The sequence below is a fragment of the Burkholderia sp. E168m15 genome (assembly GCF_016586105.1).
GTDB lineage: Bacteria > Pseudomonadota > Gammaproteobacteria > Burkholderiales > Burkholderiaceae > Burkholderia > Burkholderia orbicola.
In genome coordinates this window covers 29,793-49,157 of record NZ_BCPO01000170.1, presented here as the reverse complement: position 1 = coordinate 49,157, position 19,365 = coordinate 29,793, and the positions used below count along the sequence as shown (strand labels likewise).

The following is a 19,365-nucleotide window of genomic DNA, read 5'->3' as shown; positions in this document are numbered from 1 at the left end:
TTGGTGCGTCAGACTTGTCCATATAGGCGACGTAATTGTCCTTCATGGTCTTCACGAACGATTCCGCCATGCCATTGCTCTGCGGTGAACGGACCGGTGTGGTCAGCGGCTCAAGACCCAGTTCGCGAGCGAAGCTGCGCGTGCGGTGGTCGATGTAGGCCGAGCCGTTGTCCGTCAGCCATTCAATGGGCTGCGCGGCCTGCGTGGTGCCGAAGCGCTGTTCGACGGCGGCCAGCATCACGTCGCGCACCACATCACCGCTATGCCCGCCGGTCGTTGCTGCCCAGCTAATCGCCTCGCGGTCGCAGCAGTCCAGCGCAAACGTCACGCGCAGCGGCGTACCATCGTCGCACCGAAACTCGAAGCCATCGGAGCACCAGCGGGTGTTGCTGCGGTCCACCGCAACGCGACCGTCATGTCGCCGCTTATCTCGCCGCACGCCAGGGCGGCGCAGCAGCAACTGATGCTCCCGCATGACCCGATACACGCGCTTGACGTTGATGCACGGCGCACCGCTCTGCTCCCGACTGCGGCGCAGCAGCGCCCAGACACGGCGGTAGCCGTAGGTGGGAAGGTGCGCCACATGGGCCTGAATCTCCTCGACCAGCCCGGCATCGTTGGTCACGCGGGCACGGCGACCATCGCGCCAGTCGGACGAGCGAGCTCGCTTCACCGCCACGGCAGAGCGCGCCACGCCGAGAACTTCGCAGACCGTCTTCATCGGTCGCCCCCCGGCAGCAAGGGCGAGCGCGCAATCAGGTTTTTTGAACGGCCCCATTCCACGGCTTCTTTCAGGATTTCGACCTCCAGCGTCTTCTTCCCAAGTAGCCGTTGCAGTTCCTTGATTTCCTTGATGGCGGCGGCCAGCTCAGATGCCGGCACAACGGTTTCGCCTGCCTTCACCGCCGCCAGACTGCCTTCCTGGTATTGCTTGCGCCAGCCGAACACTTGGTTGGCGTTGACGCCGTGCCGACGTGCAACGGCCGACACCGACGCTCCCGGCTCCAATGTTTCCTGCACGATGGCGATTTTTTCTTGCGCCGTGCGCCGACGACGGCGCTCCGGCTCGGTCAGAATTTCGATGCTTTCCACGTAATGACTAGGCTTACTGATAGGCACAAGACTATCCCTTATTTTAAGAGAGTCCTCGTGTCCTCAGATACGTGGGGTCGCTCCACCCTGATAGTGCCGGGACCGGGCACAGGCCCGCGCATTGTTGGTGTTTGTGGACAATGCGACGAGCCGGTTCGGATGCGGTACTTCACGCAAACTGAATCGACCTTCAGCTGTTTCGGAGCGACGTGAGCAGGCATCGAGCGGCGCGGCAAACCGGGGTCGGCCACTGACACGGTTCAACGGACAGGCAAACGTTTGAGTCGAACTGATCTCAATCGGCGATACAGAGCCAACCCGACGGGAAAACCCGTCTACAAGACGGGTTTGGGTCAGTGCTTACCGGCTGCTTGAATACCCTCGTGTTCCCGCCATCGTTTGCGCGGGTCCGACAGCGAGGGGGCAGATCATGCGCGTGAACGACAATATGGACCAGATACCGGTGCGCGGCCGAGCCGAGAGTGCGACTGTCATTCGGACGGCCGGTACGCCCGTATTGATGATATGTCGACGCGATAATATCAGCGCGCGCCGCACGAGCGGAGATGGGCGATGACCACGCAAGACTTCGTGGCGATGGCTCAGCAGTGTGCGCCTGCCGTCGCCCCGCAGACGTTGGCTGCCATTGTACGAATCGAATCGGGATTCAATCCCTACGCTATCGGTGTTGTCCATGGCCGTTTGGTGAGACAGCCTCGGCGCGAGGACGAAGCGATCGCCACGGTCAAGGCATTGCAAGCGGCGGGGTGGAACTACAGCGCCGGCCTCGCGCAAATCAATCGCGACAACTGGTCTCGTTACGGATTGACCGCGAGGACCGTCTGCGACGTCTGTCGGAACCTGAGCGTTGGTGCGGCTATTCTTCGGGCATGTTTTCGGCGGGCTCGCCCTATTCATGCCCATCCACAAGAGGCGTTGCGCGCTGCGCTGTCGTGCTATGCGAGCGGGAATTTCGTAACCGGTTTTCGCGTCGGATATGTGCGACGGATTACGGAAGCAGCGGCGTCGGGCGACACTTTCGTTCCTGCGCTGACGTCATCTGCAACGCCGATTCCGGTGATACGCGACCGTGTGACTGGGTCTAGGGCTGAGAGCCGCGGGCGCTCGACTCCTGTGTCTCCTCCATCCTCGAACCCGAACGACGATACAGCGCGAAGCCAAAATAACGGTGGAGTCGAAGGCAGTGCCGTTATTTTCTGAGCAAGGAAGGTGGAATTCGGCTGGATGGAGTGCATTATGAAATCTGTATTCCTAATTAGCATAAGCGACGTGAGACTGAGAAAAACGTGTGTTGCGTGGATCTCGTCGAATTGGCGCCGCATTGCAGTGCTCGGCGTGCTCGTCATGGCAACCCCTCCGGCATCTGCACAACTCAGTCAGGTCAATACCTTGCTGATCACTATTCAGAACACGTTGCTCGGTGTGGGCGGGGTGGTGTGTTCGATTTCCATCATCTGGGCCGGCTTCAAAATGATGTTTCAGCACGCCCGGTTTGGCGATATCGCGCATGTTTTCGTCGGTGGCCTTTTCGTTGGCTGCGCAACGGTCATTGCTGGCATGTTGATTCCGACGGCCTAACGTGAACACGGAGCTGATTGTGAACACACTCTCCGACCCCGTATTCAAAGGCTGCACGCGGCCAGCGATGCTATGGGGCGTTCCACTTGTACCGCTGTTGATGGTCGCTGGCGGCATGCTGATCCCGGCAATCTGGGTATTGATGGCGAGTGCGCCTTTGGGTGTCGCAATCGTACTGTTGATCGTTCCCGTGTTCGCGACGATGCGCATGATTACGCGTCAGGACGACCAACGTCTCGCTCAGCGCATGCTACGCGTGAAAATGAGACTGTGCCAGCGCAACCGGCGCTTCTGGGGCGCGCATGCCTATGCGCCGATCCGATTGAAGGCGCGAGGGTGACATGAGCACACCGTCGGCACACGCAACCCTCGTACCGCGCGAAGTGGTGCTCGCAGATTTCATCCCATTTTCGTCGCATGTCACGGACCGCGTGATTCGCACACGCGAGGGTGACTATATACAAATCTGGAAAATTCCCGGGATTGCATTCGAGACGGCCGATCCTGCCGATATTCTCGCGCGCCATGTCACCTTCAATCAGCTGGTGCGCAATCTGCCGGGTGGCCACGTCGCGCTATGGACGCATCGGCTGCGGCGGCGTACCGCGGACAGGTTCGAGACGACCTATCTCAACCGATTCTGTCAGGACTTAGCTGAGCGCTACTACGCGAGCTTTGCCGGTTACACGATGATGACCAACGAGCTCTACGTGAGCGCCGTATATCGTCCTCACCGGACGCGATTGGGGCGGCTGTTCAGCCGTGCAGCACGCCGTACAGTTGACGACATTCAGCGCGATCAGCAAGACGCATTGCGTGCGCTGGCCGATATCGCCGCGCAGATCGAGACTGGTCTCAAACCGTGGTCGCCATGCGCGCTCGGTGTGTATGAACGCCGCGATCCATTGACCAAGCGACTCTGTCGCTATTCCGCCGCGCTCGAGATGCTTGGTTACCTAGTCAACGGAACGTGGGAGGCGGTACCGGTTGGATACGGTCGAATTTGCGACACGTTACCAACCTCGCGCCTGTTCTTCCACCGTGAGAAGCTCGAGATCCGCACACCTACGCGCACCCGCTATGCGGCGTTGCTCGACCTGAAGGACTATCCGGAGCAAACCGAGCCAGGCATGCTCAATGGATTGCTCTACGGCGACTTCGAGTACATCGAAACGCAAAGCTTTACCGTGCTTGACCGTCCCAGTGCCAAGGAGGCGCTCGAGCGCCAGCGCAACCAACTGATTGCGGGAGATGACGTTGCTGTCTCGCAAATCGAGGCAATGGATCAGGCCGCGAACGATCTCGTCAATGGCGATTTTGTTTTGGGCGAGTACCACTACACGTTGGCTGTGCTGGGAGATACCTTGGATGAGGTAGTGCGGCATGTCGCCCAAGCACGAACGAAGCTTGCAGACGCCGGCTTCCAGAGTGCGCTCATTGATCTGGTCGCCGATGCTGCGTGGTTCGCGCAGTGCCCCGGCAACTGGCGATACCGACCGCGAGAGGCGAAGCTCACATCACGCAACTTTTGCGCGATGGCCAGTTTGCATAATTTCGCGACTGGAAAGCGAGAGGGTAATCCGTGGGGCGAAGCTATCACGATTGTCAAAACGCCCAGCGGGCAACCGCTCTATCTGAATTTTCACGCGACGCCCGAGAAAGTCGACTCAAACGACGAGAAGGCGCTTGCCAACACGCAGATCATCGGCCGAGCCGGTGCAGGCAAGACTGTGCTTGAACTGTTTCTGCTCGCGATGGCAATGAAGTACGGTGTGATGGGCGTGCTCTTCGACAAGGACCGAGGAGCGGAAATCGGGATTCGCGCCATGGGTGGTCAATACACGGTATTTCACCGTGGTGAGCCCACCGGCATGAACCCGTTCCAGTTGGAGGCGGACGAGGCGACACACAGTTTTTGGATGCGTCTCGTGTGCAAGCTGGTCGACAACGGAGTACCGCTGTCCGCGAAGGATGAGCTCGATATCTCTCGCGCGATCCGGGAGGTTGCACGCATGGATCGATCGCTGCGTCGGTTGTCCATGGTCAGGCAACTGTTGCCAAACGTTGGAGATAACAGTCTTCATGCGCGGCTTGCCAAATGGTGCGCCGGCGGGCGCCTCGGGTGGGTGCTCGATAACCCGGTTGACCGGATTGATCTAGATGCGCACCGATTGTTCGGTTTTGACGACACAGAACTGCTCGACGATCCGGAGGTATGTGCGCCACTGACGATGGTGCTGCTGCATCTGACCGAACGCCTGATCGATGGGCGGCGTTTCATCTATGTGATGACCGAGTTCTGGAAGCGCCTGCGCGACCCGGTGTTCAGCGAGTTTGCCAACGACAAGCAAAAGACCATTCGCAAGCAAAACGGCCTAGGTATTTTCGATACCCAGTCCCCTGCGGATGTGCTTAGCAGTCCAATCTCTCGTGCGCTTGTAGAGCAGACGGCTACATTTTTCTTCCTCCCCAACCCGAGCGCAGACCACGATGATTATGTCCACGGTTTCAAGCTGACCGAAGCAGAATTCAACATTGTGAGACGCATGGGTGAGCACAGCCGGCTGTTCTTGGTCAAGCAGGGTCATCGTTCGGCAATCGGGCGACTCGATCTCTCGGGAATGGGCGACGTGCTCGATGTCCTGTCGGGCACGTCAGACAATGTTGCGTTGCTCAATACGATCCGGGCCAAGGTCGGGGACGACCCCGATGTGTGGTTGCCGCGCTTTCATGATGCCCTGACTGCTCGCCGGCGCCAGACGAGTGCGTTTCAAACCGCATTGTCGAGCACCGCTACACACGCGCAAGGTGGTGTTCTATGAATGGCCTCTTCAGCGCGGTGGGCGGTACGCTCGAAAATGGTATGCACACGTACGTAAGCGATGCATCGTCTGCGTTGTCGTCCGCGTTAGTACCCGCGGCTACCACGGGAGTGGTGATCTGGGTTCTCGCGTATGGCATGGCAGTGATTCGCGGAGAGGCACACGAGCCGGTGCCGGCATTTGCGTGGCGAGGTATGAAAGTCGTCATCACGCTCGCGTTTGCGCTAAGTGCGGGGCTGTACCAGTCCCAGGTCGTCAGTGCCGTGAGCGAGACGACAACCGGCGTCGCCCAGGCAATTCAGACAGCAGCCGTTCGTACCGGCGCAGGAAATGTTGGATGCGGGTCAGTTGAACAAGCGAGCGAGGCAAGCGAGCATGCTGTGGGCATTTACCGGACGCTCGATTGCTATGATCGGCAGCTTAACCTCGTGGTCGACGCCTATTTCGACAAAGCGACCCATGAAGGTCTGAGCATGAGCGGCATCGTCGCAGGTATCGGCGACCTCGCTTGTGGTCTGGTTGCCGCCTTCGGGGGCGCAATCTTTCTGATGGTGCTCGGCGTCGAAGTGATGATGGCACGCATGCTGCTCGACCTCGTACTTGCGCTGGGTCCCATATTCATTGTGTGTGGAGCATTTAGTCCTACTGTTAGATTTTTCGAAGCATGGACTGCCAAGCTCGTGAACTATGCGCTGTTGCAAGTGTTGGTTGCGGCTTTTCTTGGTCTCGCGCTCGCGGCGTTCTCGGCCAACCTCGCACCGTTTCAAGTAACGACTGCTGATCCGGACGCTTCTGCCGATGCGTTGGCCGCTGCCGCCCGTCAAGCACTTCAAGCAAGCGCCCCGTGGGCGGCGGCTTTCGGCATGTTTGTTACATCTATGCTACTGGCGACGATTGGGTGGCAATTGCCGGCCGTGGCTTCGGGGCTTGCGGGCGGTGCGACTGTCTCAGGCTTTGGAGCGTTTGTCGCCGGCTACGCATCCAGACAGGCGGCCGGTGCGATGGCCTTCGCACTGCGCAGTGCAAACCGAAACGCGTCTTCCGGCGGTCGAATATCTAGGCCTGGCGCATTGGTGAGCACCGCCTCGCCGCATCCTCCAGCCTATCAACGGGCTGCACGCGAGCAGCTTGACCGTGCGCACGACTGAACAGGAAGCGAAGCCATGAAGCGATACCTATTCACGCATGTACTGATGTGCGCCATTGTCGCGGGCTCGGCGTCGTTTATTGAGCCGGCGAAAGCGGAAATCTATTCGGTCTATGACGAAAAGAACGTCGCCCAGGCGATCGCGATGGTCGGGCAGCTCAAACAACAAGTGCAGCAGGAGATGGCGTTGTACCGCTCAATGAGCGGCGCGCGCGGCTTTGGTGCGTTGCTGGATAGACCGGGGGTGGTTAATGCGTTGCCGGGCAATTGGCAACGCGTGTATGCAGCGATTCGCGAGGGAGGGTATGCCGGGTTGACTGGTCCGGCCCAGGCGCTGCGTGCGCAAAGCAAGCTCTACGACTGTGAAGATCAGCATGGCATCGATCAGCGAATTTGTCAGCGTGCATTAAACAAGCCATTTCAGGATAAGGCACTTGGCCTGCAGGCATATCAGACCGAGCTTGCCGAACTCGACCGGATTGAACGTCTGATGCGGCATATCGATACGACACGGGATCCGAAGGGTATCGCGGAGCTGCAAGCACGAATCCAGTCGGAGAGTGTGGCAGTCGGCAACGAAATGACGAAGTTGCAGATGTTCAAGATGCTCGCGGAAACCGAGGATCGCTTGATTGCCGAGCAGCAGACTGAACTGCTTCTTAAGCGAGCGGGCAACACGCGGCGACTTCAGGATCAGATGGTGCCGATCACGTTTGGTCGATAAGGAGAACTGCAATGACGCGACGCCGGATGATATGCGTGCTTATCGGGCTGAGCATGTCGATGTCCGGATGCAACGGTGTGCCGTCCAGGCTCGTGCTACCCGATGGAGCTCACCGCGTACCGGTCAATCAGCAACTGCCGGTGCCTCCGGGGGCGAACCTGCGGCTGGATGGAGCTTGTCCGTGAACGATCAAAGCGATTATCGGCGTGCGCTTGATTTTGAGGCGTCGCTCACCGCATTGCAGGCATGCTCCGAACGTCGCGCATGGCAAGTGGCGTTTGCCGCCGTTATTGTTGCGATCGGTTCGGTAGCGGCGCTTGCCGTGATGATGCCGTTTTATCGCGTGGTGCCGTTGCCTATCGAGGTGAACAAGCTCACCGGCGAGGCGCAATTCATCGAGGTGCTCGACGCAAAACACGTGCCGCTGCGTGAGATCGAAGATAAGCACTGGGTCGAAGTCTATGTACGCACTCGCGAGCGCTACGACTGGGGACTGTTGCAAATGGATTATGACCGTGTCCTGGATATGAGCGACGAATCGGTCGCGCGCGCATATCGTCAAATCTATAGCGGTCCGAACGCGTTGGATCAGCAACTGGGCGCGTCAGTTCAATACCGCACCCGAATAGTGTCGACGACGCTCGTGCCCGACGAGCCGGGACATGCTGTCGTGCATCTCGAGCGAACGGTGCGCAAGAACGGCATCGATACCGGTGAGCCAGCAAAGCGCTTTGTGATTACGCTCGCCTTTACCTACCGCCCCACGGTGCTGGTGCGGGAACGTTCGGCCATCGAAAATCCATTCGGCTTCAAGGTGACGGCGTACAGCCGAGATGCGGAGGATACGCCACCTGCTCCACAGCCCGGTGCAGGAGCTGGCCGATGAAGACGCTCGCGACCATGGCGATCCTGTTGGCGTGCTTTGCGGCGCAAGCAGTCGACGCACACGTCATGCCGGACTGGACGCACGATGCCAGGGTGCGCAAAGTGCGTTATGTGCCGGACGAAGTCGTGCGCATTATCGCGCAGCGCGGCTTTGCCACCCACGTCGAGCTGGATCCGACCGAGCACATTCTTGTGGTTGCGCCAGGGGACCGCGACGGTTGGTATGTGGTAGCCAATCGGGGAGACCATGACGTTTATCTGAAGCCGAAACTCGCCGCTCATGACACGAATCTGATTGTCCGGACCGATCGGCGCAGCTACAGCTTTGATCTTCTCGTTCTGCCCCTGAAAGCACGCTTTGGCAACGCGCACGAGATGTACCGGGTAAGTTTCGTGTATCCGGACACCGCTGCGTCGGATGCGTCTATTGCCGCGCGCTTGGCGTGTTTGCAGAAACGGCTGTCTCAGCCGTCCGTCGTGCGTAACGCCGCGTACTCGATGCAGGTCATGCCACATGCAGAGGATATCGCACCGTCCGCAGTATGGGACGACGGTCGCTTTACGTACATTCGAATCCCCAACAATCGTCGTATACCCGCGATCTTCCGAATCGAGGACGATGACACCGAACGCGTGGTGGACAAGCACATAGACCGTGATGTGGTGGTCGTCCATGAGCTTGCTCGCCGACTCGTGTTGCGTCTGGGCGATGAGGCGGTTGGTTTGTGGAACGACGCATTCGACATTGATGGCGTCGCGCCGCGGCACGGTGTGACGGTCGACGGCGTGCGCCGCACGCTGCGGAGTCGCGAACATGACTGAGGACACTTCGCCCAACGGCGCAGCGACGGACGACAGGATCCGTCGCAACAGCTCGGCAGATATGGATACAGATACGGGATCCGAATCGTCTGTCATGCTCGATCGCGGCATGCCCAGCCTGGATGGGTTCGGGCGACGATCGTTCATCAACTGGCTAGTACCGCTCGCGATCATTGTCCTTGCGCTAATAGGCGCGGTCTGGACAGTTCATGGTGTGCTCGCTCACCGAGACGAGGCTGCGCGTGCGCGCCGCAGTGCGCTCCATGCGCGAGGCGCACACGAAAAGGTGTTCGACGAGGTGCCGGCACTTGCCGAGCCTGCATCGGCTGCTGCTATGCCTATACCGGCGCCAGCACCGGCCGCGGTACAGCCTGCGCCGTCCAGTGATCGTGCTGCTCCGTTACGCAGCTACTACGACGCGCCGTTGCTTGCCGTGGGGGCCAGCAATGGGCAAATGGCAGACGCGAGCGAGAGTGAGTCAGCTTCCCCCAGTATTTTTCCCGTACATGCGGACCAGCAGCCGTCGAATGCGACTGCCGATATGGCCGAGGAGCGGGCGAAACCCTTCTCACAGCCACTGTCTCAGGTGCTCACGCCGACGCGCATGCCAAAGGTGATGGCAGCGTTTATTGGCAACCGCAGTTTGCTACTCGCTCAGGGCACGAAGATCGATTGCGCGGGCGACACCGCGTTCGATTCCACCCAGGCGGGTATATCGACTTGCACGGTCGCACGTAATGTCTATTCCGACGACGGGCGCGTGGTGCTGATCGAGCGCGGCTCGCAAATTAATTGCGAATATCGCGCGAATCTTGCGCCTGGGCAACGACGTGTATTTATTCTGTCAGCACGAATTGCTACGCCGCACGGGGTAGCCGTACAGATCGATTCACCGGTAGCCGACGCGCTGGGCCGCATGGGTATGGATGGATCGATCGAGAATCACTGGGGCGCGCGCGTGGGCGCGGCGATGATGCTCGGACTGAGCCACGATGCGATCGGTTATCTGGCCACGCGCGGGGGCAATGGCAACGGCACGATTGTCTACCAGAACACACAGGCGCAAGGCAGCGACATGGCCACACGCGTACTCGATCAGACCATCAATATTGCCCCGACGCTCAAGCAACATCAGGGTACCGAGTTTACGATTGTCCTTGCTCGCGATCTGGACTTCAGCTCGGTTTATGCACTGGAGCCGGAGGGGGTGCGATGAAGGCATGCAAGGCAACACTTCAGCCACAAACCGATCGCGTAGCCGAGACAATATCGGTATTGCCCGATGATGCGTCGGTGACGGAGCTGATGCGTTCGTTCGCACCGTTGCTCGCCGACGAAGCGGTAACGGAGCTCGTAATCAACCGACCGCAGCGTATTCTGACAGAGACCCATCGGGGGTGGCAGGCACACGATTTACCGGAGCTTGATTTCGAACGACTCATGGCGTTCGCCGTGGCGATTGCCACATTGACGAATCAGGGCGTCTCGACCGAGCATCCGCTGCTTTCCGCGCTATTACCGGATAACGCGCGCCTCCAACTCGTGGTGCCGCCCGTGGTTCCGCCGCGGACGGTATCGATCACGATCAGGCGCCCGAGCGCGGATGAAAAGACGCTTGAGTGCCATCGTGCCGATGGCATGTTTGAGGACACGGTTTGGCGACACGTTGACGGTCTCGGCAAGACAGGCCTAGCGTTGCGCGGAGCCGATCGGATGCTCGTCGAGCGGCTCGAAGCGCGTGATTTTTCCGCCTTCTTTGAAAGCGCCGTGCGAGCACGCCGCAATATTGTCATTGTCGGCAGCACGGGCTCCGGCAAGACGAGCTTTATGCGCAGCTTGTGCCGATACCTGAGCGCAACCGAGCGCATCGTGACGATCGAAGACGTACGCGAGCTGTTCATTCGGCATCTCGAAAACTGCGTCCATCTCCTCTATAGCAAAGGCGCTCAGGGGCGCGCACACATAACGCCTGCAGATTTGATTGCCTGCGCCATGCGCATGCGTCCCGACCGGGTGTTGCTTGCCGAGCTCCGCGGGGCGGAAGCGTACGACTTCCTGAAGCTTTTGACCACCGGGCACGCCGGCTCGATGACGAGTTTTCATGCGTCCAGTGCGGGCATTGCCATCGAGCGTTTTGCGCTCATGGCGAAGGAGCATCCCGAGGCAGCCGCCTGGGACATTGCTTCGCTCAAGCGTGTGCTGCGCTTGACCATCGACGTGATCGCTCACATGGAGGCGCAGCCCGTATTGGACTCACACGGTGTGCAGGTCGGCAAACGCTGGGCGATGACCGAAGTCTGGTTCGACCCGCGCGAGAAGGCTGCCATCGAGTTTGACCCAACCGAGAGGTGCTGCGATGCATGACATGTCCGGGACGCTTGCTCCAGTGTGGCGTGTGACGATTCTTACGCTTGCCATCACGATCGGGATATACGTCGGATTGGCCGCAGCCGAATGGTTAGCCTCGTGCATGCTATATGCAAGCATGCACCGCAATCCCATTCGCGCAAGCTGGTCAACGTGGCTTGATGCATTAGTGGCATGGTACGACGGCCGTTTTCCGAATATGGGGAGACGTGTGGCCGGTGCGGGCCTCATGGGGTTGCTTGTCGCCTTCGGCGGCCCTGCGCTTGCCGTGTATACGTGGCTGGAACAAGCAGGCCGCAGACCCTTGTATGGCGACGCGCGCTTTGCGAACGATGCGGAGATTCGTCGGGCGGGGCTGTTATGAGACAGATTGCACCCGCGAAGTCTCAACCGACGCTTGTGGTGGGCCGTTGGCGTGGCCGCTATCTGCGCTTTGCCGGTCAGCAATTCGTGCTACTTGCCGCGCCCGCTCGTTCAGGAAAGGGCGTGGGGATTGTGATCCCGAATCTGCTGAGCTATTCCGACTCCGTGGTCGTGCTTGATATCAAACAGGAAAATTTTCGTCTCACGGCAGGCTTTCGGCGCGCGCACGGACAAGCCGTGTACCTGTTCAATCCGTTTGCAGAAGATGGCTGCACGCACCGCTACAACCCGTTGTCGGTCATTGCAGACGACATGTTTCGCGTCGGCGACATTCTGGCGATCGGTTATGTGTTGTATCCGGCCGGCGGGCATGACGAATTCTGGAAAGACCAGGCACGCAACCTTCTGTTGGGACTGGTCCTGCTGCTGTGCGATTTGCGTGAGGCGCGTCGTGCTGGCGCGAGCGGGGTGCCCGACTACCCGATCACAATGGGCGAGGTATTGCGGCAATCGTCGGGAAATGGTCAGCCGGTCAAAACCTACTTGAACCGGATGCTTATACAGCATCGACAGTACTTGAGCCGCGCCTGTATTGATGCACTGAATCGATTCCTCGCGAATGACGACAAGGTCCTGGCGAGCATTCTGGCCACTTTTAATGCGCCACTGACGATCTGGGCCAACCCGATTGTTGACGCGGCGACGAGCGCGAACGACTTTGATCTGCGAGACGTCAGACGCCGCAAGATGTCCGTATATCTTGGCGTGACGCCCGATCACTTAAGTGAGGCGGCGATACTGATGAATCTGATGTTCTCGCAGCTCGTGAATCTGAACACGAAGGAGTTGGCAGAGGACAATCCGGCATTGAAGTATCAATGCCTGCTGCTGCTCGACGAGATGACGGCAATCGGAAAAATCCAGATTATCGCGCGTGCGGTGGCCTATATGGCGGGCTACAACCTGCGCCTACTCTCGATCGTGCAGTCCGACTCGCAGCTCGAGTCTGTGTATGGCCGAGCTGACGCGAGGACCATTGTCACGAATCATGCGATGCAGATTCTTTTCGCCCCGCGCGAACAGAAGGACGCCAATGCCTACTCCGAGATGCTCGGCACGCGCACGGAGCGATCGCGCACCACGAGCCGATCGAATGGCATGTTCGGTGCGCGCGGCGGTGCGAGCGAGAGCTTTTCCGATCAACGTCGTGCGCTGATGTTGCCGCAGGAGATCAAGGAGCTCGCGCGCGACAAGGAAATCATTCTTCTCGAAAATACCAAGCCGATTTTGGCAGACCGGATCTGCTATTGGCGCGATCGTGCATTTACTTCACGGGTAATGGACGCGCCAGCGGTGCCTGCACTCGATCTCGTGAGATTTGGTGCACAAATCGAGCAGCGGCTGCGCGAACTGAGCGATGACGACGTCGATGAACAGACGGGCGAGCTGACGCATGTGCGAGCGGACTATCTGGAACTTGTACACGCCTGGGATCCGCGCGAGCTGCCGCAGGCGCTGGACAATGTCAGTTGCGAGGAGGCAGCCGCGTATGTGGATCGGCATTTCACGCTGCTGGGCGTGCCGGCCGAGGACGTAGCGCGCGCCGGACGTCGGTTGGCGCGCGGCGAAGATGGCATGACTGATACTGAGACGGGCGCGCGCAAGCGCGACCCGAGCCCCGTCGCCCGGGCAAGTGGTGGTGTTCAATGAGCGTTGCATATATCAGTGAGGCGGATCGAGTGCGCACTGCTTTGGCGACGATTCCGGCTGACGACTATACGACATGGGTCGACATGGCGTTCGCCGTGAAGCATGGGCTTGGCGAGGCAGGTTTTGAGCTGTGGGATGCATGGAGCCAGACCGCGCCGAATTACGATGCACGATCGGCGCGTGCGACATGGCGCTCGGCGAGCGAAAGTGGGGCGATTACGCTTGCGTCGCTGTTTTGGCTGGCCCGCGAGCATGGGTTCGATCTGGCCGGCTCGCGCGCGTTTGGCGATCGCGCGGCGCGGTCCGCGTCGGCGCATGCCCCCATTGTGGGCGCCGACGCCTCACTCGAGCGCAAGCGCCGGGCGCGCCGCGCCGCGGTCGCTCGGGATGCGCTGAGTATCTGGCGTTGGGCACGGCCGGTGGCACCTGACCATCCTTATCTGGTGCGCAAGCAGATTGCGCCGTTGCCTACCCTGCGCGAGCTTGAAGCAGAAGAGTTGCATGTGCTGCTCGGATACGCCCCGAAATCCAATGACGCCGCTCTCGTGGGACGTGTGTTGATCGTGCCTGTTCGTATCGGTCATCAGATTTCGACACTCGAGCTGATCGATTGCGAAGGGCGTAAATCATCGCTGGCAGGCGGTGCGAAGGCGGGAGGCTGGTGGTCGGTTACGCCCGAACAGTGTCGACGCGACGCGTGCTTGCCGGTGCTGATTGCAGAGGGCGTGGCGACTGCCGTGTCGGCATGGCAGGCGACAGGGTGGTACACGCTTGCGGCTTTGTCGAGCGGAAATTTATCCAAAGTGGCTACGGTATGGCGCGCGCAGCACCCGAAGGATGTGCTTGTGATTCTGGCCGATTTCGGTGCTGGATTTACGCATGCGGAGCATGCGGCGCGCGGTGCCCATGCACGACTGGTCGCTCCTAGGTTCGCATCAGGGGCGCATATTGCGGATCAATTGCCGACCGACTTTAACGATATGGCGGTGCTCGACGGAACGGAGGCGGTCGGCGAGCTGTTGCGGCGTGCGGTACTGGAGACGCCGACGCCTGCATCGGCTGACTCGAAGGCGAGCCGGACGCAAACCGAGGGTATGTCGTTTTACTTGACGGGAGACGCAGACATGGGATCGAGGAAGACGGACAACGGCACGGGGGCGGACGACGTGCGCCGGCACGCCGAGGCCGACCGCTCGGGCGGTGATTGCGCGTCGACGCAGCCATCTGGTACTCCGGAGGAAGGGAAACTGGCTTTCACCCACGAACCGGCGGCGAGCCCAGTCACCGAAACCACGGACGACGGGCAGCATTCGAACCAGGGGCCACGTCATGCGATGGGCGAACTCATATACGGGCTCGACGCCGTGCCCACGGAGGTCAAGATGGCGGCCGAGCGGCGGTTTGGGTCTGTACTGAGGATGTCCACACCACGAGAGAATGGAGGTCCCTATCGCGGGGAGGTGCTCAATACCGAGCATTTCCTTGTTCAAGAGGTGGCACCACGCAGCGTGGTGTTTCATGCGAAGGGAAAGATGACATTCGCGTCGGACCGGTTACGGTGGATGGACGAGCACCATCGCCTAAACGGCGCAGACGTACAGATCGTCTACGAAGGTGAGCGCGCGAAGCTCTACCCGTGGGACCGGGCCCGCGATCAGCTTGAGCGGGCGGTTGCCTCGCTGAAAAAATCTGCGCGGGAAATGGGGCTCGACGACATGGACGTGAAGCTCGATGCGCTGCGTGCAGCGTCATGGGCGCGCGTGAAAGCCGCACGTGCGGCCGCGCTCGCGCAAGCCAGGTCACGCGTGGACGGGCGTGGTGAGATCGATGACCCGCAGCGGTAGCGATTCGGTCATGCGCAATATGGACGGTGACGCCGCGCAGCTGAGCATTGCGCGACGCATAACCGGTGAGGTACATGATGGATGATACCCAGTCGCCGGCGCTTTTCGCACCCAGTGCGGACTTCGCCGTGAACGCCATCGAGCCTGAATGGACTGCGGACGTCGACATAGCGCGACGCCGTCCGTCGGACCACTTTCCGGCAAAACAATTCGGCTACCTCGCAATGCTTGCGCGTCGGCGCAGCGAGTTTGATGCGGCGCGCGCCCTGCTACGAGAGCAGGCTGGCGGCAGCCGCTTCGAGGCGGGGCGTGACGATGCAGGCACGGATGGTGTGTCCGATCCCGGCGCGATAAATTCGGTGCCGAAGTTCACGGAAATCGCCGACGCGCCAGAGCGAGTTAGGCGAAGCTACCTGCGCGCCGGCAGTCAATATTTCCTGAAGGAGGCCCCGTACCCGCTGGCGTTCGAGGATCGGGGGCGATATCTCGTCACGATGCAAACTCGTACAGACATTGTTGCTTCCATGATGGATATGGTGCAGGCGAAGGCGTGGACGCGCATTCGCGTGTCGGGGCACGACGCCTTTTGCCGCGAAGTATGGCTGCAGGCCGTTTCAATCGGTATTGAGGTAAGCGGGTACACACCGGAGCCTGCCGACCTGGCGCGTCTTTCTGAGTTGAACGCGCCCACGGAACACACACGCGATCGCGACTCCGAGCGTCCTGGGTTGCAGCCGCAAGCAGCGACGACTGCAACGCCTGAGGGGGCCCGCGACGAAAGTCCAGACCGTCCCATGGGCGCACCGGTGCGCCACTCGAGATCGCTGGACGATGAGATTCAGCTCGCCGTGATTGTGGCGGCTATGCGCGAGCAGGGTTTCAGTGATCGTTCGGTTAATCGTGTTAAGCGTCGCGCTGTGCGCATGCTCGACGCGCTTCACGCTGAGGGCGTCGAGCTTCCCCGACCTCGCGTGTTCGATCCGACGGCTCCTTCCGCGCGAGCGGAAAAGGACGAACCCCAGCAATCGTCTGCCCCGTCGCGAGAAATCAATCACGCGCCCGCCATGCCGTCACCTGGCGAACGGTAGACGAACATGGGATCGCGAAACCGAGCGCGCATTGCGGTCGAACTGGGTGCGCTAAAGCCTTTGTGGCAGGCACGATGTGCGCAGAACGGGGTGAGCGCCGGTGAGGGCATCAGGCGGCTCGTGGCCGAAGCACTGGACATTGCCCATGACCCGCCGGACACGGCCGCAATACTTTCGACGCCGAGCGAGCCGTTTGTACGGATCGGCGTGGGTCTGATGCCGGCCGAGTTGGAATGTATCAAAGGGCTGGCACATGTGCAGGGGTTCACCGCCAATCGATGGATTGCTGCGTTAATTCGCGCCCATCTGACCGGAGAACCGCAACTGGGAAATCGGGAGATGATGCTGCTTGCGGAATCGAATCGGCAGCTTGCTGCGATTCGTACGCGGCTGGGTGAGCTCGCGCGCAACACGGGCGAGGGCCACCACGTGCCCGAGTGGGAGCACGCGCGCGCCATGATCCTTACACATCTGCGTTTTGTCGCACAGTTGCTGCAAACCAACCTGGACCGATGGAGCCGTTGATATGCCGTTTCCCAGACAGTACGTCGATGCGCTGCTCGTCAACTGGGGCGATCGACTGTTTCACGAGCCGCTGCGGCATGTGCGCGCCCCGCATCTGCCAGGCGTGGCGTTGCCGCGCGATGCGCGGCGTCTACGCGAACGGCTGGCTTTGACGCTTCGACGCGCGCCCGAGGTCATGGTCAAGATTACCAACAAAGCGTCAGGCGCACAGGGCATGGGTGCGGTGCGTCGACACTTGCAATATATTTCACGCGATGGTCATGTCGAGCTGGAAGACCAGGACGCGCGCGTATTGGTCGGGGAGGCTGCCTTGCAGGACCTTTTTGACGAATGGCGGTGGGGTGGTTGGGGGATGCCGGAAGAGAGCCGGCGTCGGGAAACCTTTAATTTGATGCTATCAATGCCCGCGGGCACGGACCGCGCGGCCGTCCGAGAGGCGTCAAGGGCGTTCGCGCGCGAGATATTCGGCGACGGACGATTGTACGTGTTCGCACAGCACGATGACCAACCGCATCCGCACGTCCATTTGTGTGTTCGGGTGCGTGGTCCTGACGGGCGGTGTCTGAATCCGCGCAAGCGGGATCTGCGTACATGGCGCGAGGTGTTTGCGCGCCAGTTGCGCGAACACGGGGTCGATGCGAACGCAACGCCGAGGCTGGCTCGCGGTGAGACACAACGCTTTCCGACGCAGGCCGTGTTACGAATGCAGTCTCGTGGAGTTGCCCCGCGTTTTTACCGATCGGTGCTCGATGTGCGGGCAGAAAAGGCGTTATGGGATGCGCATATCGAAACATTGGCAGTCTGGCGTGGGGTCGCACAAGCATTGGCCCATTCCGGTGTCCCTGAAGACCGAACCATGGCAATGGCTATTGTGGATTTTGTGCAGCACATGCCGGCGAGGCAATTGGAGCCCGGCGCTACCCGACTCGACCCGGCCACCACATGCTCACATCGTGACCGCTCGAATGAGCCCAGGTATATTGCCCGCTTCACGGGTAAACAGCGCAGTGTTAATGGCAGGCCACCCGAACCGGATCCGCTATTTGACCGAGACTGATCGCCTTTCCGTCAGCCGTGTTTGGGTGTCGGGTGCGCGATTCTGCACGCATGACGTATGCCGCCGCGAACGGCGATTCGTGTGCACACGCCGTTGGTTCACGGGCGTCGTGCGATTGTGGTAGCGCGGGTGATGGGCACTGGGTAACGTGATGGCGTCCGTCGGCCTGACCGGTTCGCTACGTAGACTGGCGCCGTCAGTGTTCACGCATGCAGCGCTGCATCTGCTTTCGCGCATGCTCTGGCCTGGCGTCGAAGTCACGCGGTTTCATGTCGAGCCCTTCGGCGTGGGCGGATTCCACATCGGCGGTGGCATCAGGCGGAGTGCCACATACAGATACGGCGAAGGCATCCGTCTCCCAGCCGATGTGCAGGCCGTTGCGCGAGTTGGACACGATCGCGCTGACGCTTTCGACGAGGCCTATCGGATCGGTCTTCGTGTACCGGTGGGTCGCGCTCGAAGCTCGGAAGTGATGAAGCGGCGTCGCCTCTGGTCCGCCGCCGGGCATTACTGCCCGAAGCGCTGCGTGATGGCGTCCTTCAGGCGCGCGGCGGTCAGCTCGCCCATGTGCGATTCGACGAGTTCACCTTTCGCGTTGAAGAACAGCGTGGTCGGCAGTCCACGCGAGCCATACGCATGCATCGCGTGCAGCGACGGATCGAGCAGCACGTGATCGAAACGCAGGCTCTGCTGCTCGAGGAACGCACGCACGGCGTGCGCGTTTTCTCCCTGGTTGAGCATCAGCACCGTGATGCCCGGATGGTCGCGCTGCGCCTGTTCGAGGATCGGCATCTCGCGCCGGCACGGCGCGCACCACGTCGCCCACAGGTTCACGACCACCGGCTTGCCGACGAAGCCCGCCGGCAACACGGGCGTTGAATCGAGTGCCTGGAGCGGCATCGCGGCAAGCGGCGGCGCGCCGCGCTGCAGCGTCGCCAGCGTGCCTTGCGCGATGCCCCACGCACCGAGGCCGGCGACGATGCCGGCCAGTACCGGCCGACGCAGCGCCGGCAGGCGACGCAAGCGCCAGCCGGCGAACACCAGCGCGGCCGCGATACCGATGCGCGCGTCGAAGCCGCCATCGCCGAGCGCGACGATCGCGCGCGGCGACGCCGCATAGTCCGGCCACCATTGAGCGACATAACCGACGCGCGCGGCGATCAACCCGAGCAGCAGCACGTCGAGGATCAGGCTCGACGCGCTCTTGTGATGCCCGTCGGGCGGACGGCGCTGGATGACGCGCGCGACGAGCCACGCCAGCAGCGCGGCGACGGCTACCGCGGCGACGCGGATCGAGAAGGGACCGATACTCAGCATGAA

At 60.8% G+C, this 19,365-nt stretch carries 18 protein-coding genes and 1 pseudogene; 16 read left to right on the top strand and 3 right to left on the bottom strand.

Annotated elements, in window-relative coordinates:
* Positions 1–1,083, bottom strand: a pseudogene (locus tag JMF86_RS26025) (IS3 family transposase); the annotation flags it as partial.
* 582 nt (positions 1,084–1,665) lie between these two features.
* On the opposite strand from JMF86_RS26025, the gene JMF86_RS26020 reads away from it, so the two are divergent.
* From JMF86_RS26020 to JMF86_RS25945, 16 genes are all read left to right on the top strand, one after another.
* Positions 1,666–2,313, top strand: coding sequence for a lytic transglycosylase domain-containing protein (locus JMF86_RS26020; RefSeq protein ID WP_011548479.1), 648 nt, complete (start codon positions 1,666–1,668; stop codon positions 2,311–2,313).
* A 24-nt stretch (positions 2,314–2,337) separates the two neighbouring features.
* A complete protein-coding gene (locus JMF86_RS26015) occupies positions 2,338–2,691 on the top strand; it encodes a TrbC/VirB2 family protein (RefSeq protein ID WP_041489429.1) in 354 nt (117 codons plus the stop codon).
* Between the two features lie 19 nt (positions 2,692–2,710).
* Positions 2,711–3,031, top strand: a complete 321-nt coding sequence (locus tag JMF86_RS26010; protein ID WP_011694467.1) for a type IV secretion system protein VirB3 — start codon at positions 2,711–2,713, stop codon at positions 3,029–3,031.
* A gap of 1 nt (position 3,032) precedes the next feature.
* Positions 3,033–5,513, top strand: coding sequence for a VirB4 family type IV secretion/conjugal transfer ATPase (locus JMF86_RS26005; RefSeq protein ID WP_011548476.1), 2,481 nt, complete (start codon positions 3,033–3,035; stop codon positions 5,511–5,513).
* A complete protein-coding gene (locus JMF86_RS26000) occupies positions 5,510–6,661 on the top strand; it encodes a type IV secretion system protein (protein WP_011548475.1) in 1,152 nt (383 codons plus the stop codon). Before JMF86_RS26005 ends, JMF86_RS26000 begins: the two co-directional genes overlap by 4 nt.
* 15 nt (positions 6,662–6,676) lie before the next feature.
* Positions 6,677–7,384 (top strand): P-type DNA transfer protein VirB5, encoded by a 708-nt coding sequence (gene virB5, locus JMF86_RS25995; protein ID WP_011694468.1) that lies wholly within the window; start codon positions 6,677–6,679, stop codon positions 7,382–7,384.
* A 181-nt stretch (positions 7,385–7,565) separates the two neighbouring features.
* Complete coding sequence (locus JMF86_RS25990) at positions 7,566–8,270, top strand: virB8 family protein (protein ID WP_011548474.1); 705 nt, start codon at positions 7,566–7,568, stop codon at positions 8,268–8,270.
* A complete protein-coding gene (locus tag JMF86_RS25985) occupies positions 8,267–9,091 on the top strand; it encodes a TrbG/VirB9 family P-type conjugative transfer protein (RefSeq protein ID WP_011548473.1) in 825 nt (274 codons plus the stop codon). Before JMF86_RS25990 ends, JMF86_RS25985 begins: the two co-directional genes overlap by 4 nt.
* Complete coding sequence (gene virB10 / locus JMF86_RS25980) at positions 9,084–10,307, top strand: type IV secretion system protein VirB10 (protein WP_011548472.1); 1,224 nt, start codon at positions 9,084–9,086, stop codon at positions 10,305–10,307. The genes JMF86_RS25985 and virB10 overlap by 8 nt, the downstream gene beginning before the upstream one ends.
* Positions 10,304–11,455, top strand: coding sequence for a P-type DNA transfer ATPase VirB11 (gene virB11, locus JMF86_RS25975; RefSeq protein WP_041489428.1), 1,152 nt, complete (start codon positions 10,304–10,306; stop codon positions 11,453–11,455). Before virB10 ends, virB11 begins: the two co-directional genes overlap by 4 nt.
* Complete coding sequence (locus tag JMF86_RS25970) at positions 11,448–11,822, top strand: hypothetical protein (RefSeq protein WP_226292393.1); 375 nt, start codon at positions 11,448–11,450, stop codon at positions 11,820–11,822. The genes virB11 and JMF86_RS25970 overlap by 8 nt, the downstream gene beginning before the upstream one ends.
* Positions 11,819–13,531, top strand: coding sequence for a type IV secretory system conjugative DNA transfer family protein (locus tag JMF86_RS25965; RefSeq protein WP_011694469.1), 1,713 nt, complete (start codon positions 11,819–11,821; stop codon positions 13,529–13,531). Before JMF86_RS25970 ends, JMF86_RS25965 begins: the two co-directional genes overlap by 4 nt.
* A complete protein-coding gene (locus JMF86_RS25960) occupies positions 13,528–15,375 on the top strand; it encodes a PriCT-2 domain-containing protein (protein WP_011694470.1) in 1,848 nt (615 codons plus the stop codon). The genes JMF86_RS25965 and JMF86_RS25960 overlap by 4 nt, the downstream gene beginning before the upstream one ends.
* A 74-nt stretch (positions 15,376–15,449) precedes the next feature.
* On the top strand, positions 15,450–16,463 hold the full coding sequence (locus JMF86_RS25955; RefSeq protein WP_172593273.1) for an LPD7 domain-containing protein: 1,014 nt from the start codon (positions 15,450–15,452) through the stop codon (positions 16,461–16,463).
* Between the two features lie 120 nt (positions 16,464–16,583).
* Entirely contained in the window at positions 16,584–16,988 is a 405-nt protein-coding gene (locus JMF86_RS25950) for a hypothetical protein (protein WP_227745913.1), read from the top strand.
* A gap of 1 nt (position 16,989) precedes the next feature.
* Entirely contained in the window at positions 16,990–18,045 is a 1,056-nt protein-coding gene (locus JMF86_RS25945; protein ID WP_011548465.1) for a relaxase/mobilization nuclease domain-containing protein, read from the top strand.
* A gap of 196 nt (positions 18,046–18,241) precedes the next feature.
* On the opposite strand, the gene JMF86_RS35120 is transcribed toward JMF86_RS25945, so the two are convergent.
* Together JMF86_RS35120 and JMF86_RS25935 are read right to left on the bottom strand one after the other, a co-directional pair.
* The gene (locus tag JMF86_RS35120) at positions 18,242–18,439 is read right to left on the bottom strand and encodes a hypothetical protein (RefSeq protein ID WP_226292390.1); all 198 of its coding nucleotides are present in this window, start codon (positions 18,437–18,439) and stop codon (positions 18,242–18,244) included.
* A gap of 113 nt (positions 18,440–18,552) precedes the next feature.
* Positions 18,553–19,362: a TlpA disulfide reductase family protein gene (locus JMF86_RS25935; protein ID WP_011548463.1), complete on the bottom strand. Its 810-nt coding sequence runs from the start codon at positions 19,360–19,362 to the stop codon at positions 18,553–18,555.
* Positions 19,363–19,365: the final 3 nt, after the last annotated feature.